Origin of the sequence: Streptomyces pyxinae (genome assembly GCF_024756275.1) — a bacterium.
Classification (GTDB): Bacteria; Actinomycetota; Actinomycetes; order Streptomycetales; family Streptomycetaceae; genus Streptomyces; species Streptomyces pyxinae.
Genome location: NZ_JANUGQ010000054.1, coordinates 1 through 4,158 on the forward strand (window position 1 = coordinate 1; position 4,158 = coordinate 4,158).

Annotated in this window: 2 rRNA genes; both read left to right on the forward strand. The window is 58.5% G+C overall.

The features are described 5' to 3' along the window. The first annotated feature begins 219 nt into the window (after positions 1-219). Positions 220-1,747, forward strand: a 16S ribosomal RNA gene (locus tag NX801_RS30475). A 327-nt stretch (positions 1,748-2,074) separates the two neighbouring features. Then, a 23S ribosomal RNA gene (locus NX801_RS30480) occupies positions 2,075-4,158 on the forward strand; the annotation flags it as partial.

The following is a 4,158-nucleotide window of genomic DNA, read 5'->3' on the forward strand; positions in this document are numbered from 1 at the left end:
GTGAGTACGAAGGAAGCGTTCGTTCCTTGAGAACTCAACAGCGTGCCAAAAATCAACGCCAGATTAGTTGATACCCCGTCCACTCGGCAGTCCGTATCTCGGGCTGGTTGAGGGGATGAGGTTCCTTTGAAAAATCACAGCGAGGACGCTGTGTGCCGTCGGGACTATTCCTCCCGGCGTGCACCGCTCTCGTGGTGAGTGCCCGATCACGGGCAAGCATTCACGGAGAGTTTGATCCTGGCTCAGGACGAACGCTGGCGGCGTGCTTAACACATGCAAGTCGAACGATGAAGCCCTTCGGGGTGGATTAGTGGCGAACGGGTGAGTAACACGTGGGCAATCTGCCCTTCACTCTGGGACAAGCCCTGGAAACGGGGTCTAATACCGGATACCATCCCGCCTCGCATGAGGTGGGGTTGAAAGCTCCGGCGGTGAAGGATGAGCCCGCGGCCTATCAGCTTGTTGGTGGGGTGATGGCCCACCAAGGCGACGACGGGTAGCCGGCCTGAGAGGGCGACCGGCCACACTGGGACTGAGACACGGCCCAGACTCCTACGGGAGGCAGCAGTGGGGAATATTGCACAATGGGCGAAAGCCTGATGCAGCGACGCCGCGTGAGGGATGACGGCCTTCGGGTTGTAAACCTCTTTCAGCAGGGAAGAAGCGAAAGTGACGGTACCTGCAGAAGAAGCGCCGGCTAACTACGTGCCAGCAGCCGCGGTAATACGTAGGGCGCAAGCGTTGTCCGGAATTATTGGGCGTAAAGAGCTCGTAGGCGGCTTGTCGCGTCGGATGTGAAAGCCCGGGGCTTAACCCCGGGTCTGCATTCGATACGGGCAGGCTAGAGTGTGGTAGGGGAGATCGGAATTCCTGGTGTAGCGGTGAAATGCGCAGATATCAGGAGGAACACCGGTGGCGAAGGCGGATCTCTGGGCCATTACTGACGCTGAGGAGCGAAAGCGTGGGGAGCGAACAGGATTAGATACCCTGGTAGTCCACGCCGTAAACGTTGGGAACTAGGTGTTGGCGACATTCCACGTCGTCGGTGCCGCAGCTAACGCATTAAGTTCCCCGCCTGGGGAGTACGGCCGCAAGGCTAAAACTCAAAGGAATTGACGGGGGCCCGCACAAGCAGCGGAGCATGTGGCTTAATTCGACGCAACGCGAAGAACCTTACCAAGGCTTGACATACACCGGAAAACCCTGGAGACAGGGTCCCCCTTGTGGTCGGTGTACAGGTGGTGCATGGCTGTCGTCAGCTCGTGTCGTGAGATGTTGGGTTAAGTCCCGCAACGAGCGCAACCCTTGTTCTGTGTTGCCAGCATGCCCTTCGGGGTGATGGGGACTCACAGGAGACTGCCGGGGTCAACTCGGAGGAAGGTGGGGACGACGTCAAGTCATCATGCCCCTTATGTCTTGGGCTGCACACGTGCTACAATGGCCGGTACAAAGAGCTGCGATGCCGCGAGGCGGAGCGAATCTCAAAAAGCCGGTCTCAGTTCGGATTGGGGTCTGCAACTCGACCCCATGAAGTCGGAGTTGCTAGTAATCGCAGATCAGCATTGCTGCGGTGAATACGTTCCCGGGCCTTGTACACACCGCCCGTCACGTCACGAAAGTCGGTAACACCCGAAGCCGGTGGCCCAACCCCCTTGTGGGGAGGGAGCTGTCGAAGGTGGGACTGGCGATTGGGACGAAGTCGTAACAAGGTAGCCGTACCGGAAGGTGCGGCTGGATCACCTCCTTTCTAAGGAGCACTTCTTACCGCCCGCCCCTTCGGGGTGTGTGGTCAAGGGGCCAGTACACCGGCGAGTGTCCGGTGCTGGTTGCTCATGGGTGGAACGTTGATTATTCGGCACTCTCACGCCAAGCCTGGCGCCAGTACTACCCCTCGGGGTGTGGAACGCGGTTCGGGTCTGGTGGGAGGGTGTTGGGCACGTTGTTGGGTGTCTGAGGGTGCGAGCGTTGCTCACATCTTCGCGATGCCGGCCCCGGTGAACTCACATCTTTCGGGTGTGGGGTGGTGGGTGGCTGGTCGTTGCTTGAGAACTGCACAGTGGACGCGAGCATCTGTGGCCAAGTTTTTAAGGGCGCACGGTGGATGCCTTGGCACCAGGAACCGATGAAGGACGTGGGAGGCCGCGATAGTCCCCGGGGAGTCGTCAACCAGGCTTTGATCCGGGGGTTTCCGAATGGGGAAACCCGGCAGTCGTCATGGGCTGTCACCCGCTGCTGAACACATAGGCAGTGTGGAGGGAACGAGGGGAAGTGAAACATCTCAGTACCCTCAGGAAGAGAAAACAACCGTGATTCCGGGAGTAGTGGCGAGCGAAACCGGATGAGGCCAAACCGTATGTGTGTGAGACCCGGCAGGGGTTGCGCATGCGGGGTTGTGGGGTTGCTCTTTCACGGTCTGCCGGCCGTGAGGCGAGTGAGAAACCGTTCATGTAGACGAAGGGCATGCGAAAGGCCCGGCGTAGAGGGTAAGACCCCCGTAGTCGAAATGTGGACGGCTTGCTTGAGTGATACCCAAGTAGCACGGGGCCCGAGAAATCCCGTGTGAATCTGGCGGGACCACCCGCTAAGCCTAAATATTCCCTGGTGACCGATAGCGGATAGTACCGTGAGGGAATGGTGAAAAGTACCGCGGGAGCGGAGTGAAATAGTACCTGAAACCGTGTGCCTACAAGCCGTGGGAGCGTCGCATGCGAGTTCTGCTCGCATGTCGTGACTGCGTGCCTTTTGAAGAATGAGCCTGCGAGTTTGCGGTGTGTTGCGAGGTTAACCCGTGTGGGGAAGCCGTAGCGAAAGCGAGTCCGAATAGGGCGATTCAGTAGCGCGCTCAAGACCCGAAGCGGAGTGATCTAGCCATGGGCAGGTTGAAGCGGAGGTAAGACTTCGTGGAGGACCGAACCCACCAGGGTTGAAAACCTGGGGGATGACCTGTGGTTAGGGGTGAAAGGCCAATCAAACTCCGTGATAGCTGGTTCTCCCCGAAATGCATTTAGGTGCAGCGTCGTGTGTTTCTTGCCGGAGGTAGAGCACTGGATAGGCGATGGGCCCTACCGGGTTACTGACCTTAGCCAAACTCCGAATGCCGGTAAGTGAGAGCGCGGCAGTGAGACTGTGGGGGATAAGCTCCATGGTCGAGAGGGAAACAGCCCAGAGCATCGACTAAGGCCCCTAAGCGTACGCTAAGTGGGAAAGGATGTGGAGTCGCAGAGACAACCAGGAGGTTGGCTTAGAAGCAGCCATCCTTGAAAGAGTGCGTAATAGCTCACTGGTCAAGTGATTCCGCGCCGACAATGTAGCGGGGCTCAAGCGTACCGCCGAAGTCGTGTCAATCCAGCATGAGGGCTAACGCCCGTTGGGTTGGGTAGGGGAGCGTCGTGTGCCGGGTGAAGCAGCCGTGGAAGCGAGTTGTGGACGGTTCACGAGTGAGAATGCAGGCATGAGTAGCGATACACACGTGGGAAACGTGTGCGCCGATTGACCAAGGGTTCCTGGGTCAAGCTGATCTGCCCAGGGTAAGTCGGGACCTAAGGCGAGGCCGACAGGCGTAGTCGATGGACAACCGGTTGATATTCCGGTACCCGCTTTGAAACGCCCAATATCGAGGCAGGCGATGCTAAGTCCGTGAAGCCGCCCTTGATCCCTTCGGGGTGATGGGGAGTGGTGGAGCCGACGAACCAGACTTGTAGTAGGTAAGTGATGGGGTGACGCAGGAAGGTAGTCCAGCCCGGGCGGTGGTTGTCCCGGGGTAAGGGTGTAGGCCGTGTGGTAGGCAAATCCGCCGCACATTAAGGCTGAGACCTGATGCCGAGCCGATTGTGGTGAAGTGGATGATCCTATGCTGTCGAGAAAAGCCTCTAGCGAGTTTCATGGCGGCCCGTACCCTAAACCGACTCAGGTGGTCTGGTAGAGAATACCGAGGCGTTCGGGTGAACTATGGTTAAGGAACTCGGCAAAATGCCCCCGTAACTTCGGGAGAAGGGGGGCCACGTCTGGTGATGACACTTGCTGTCTGAGCTGGGGGTGGCCGCAGAGACCAGCGAGAAGCGACTGTTTACTAAAAACACAGGTCCGTGCGAAGCCGTAAGGCGATGTATACGGACTGACGCCTGCCCGGTGCTGGAACGTTAAGGGGACCGGTTAGCT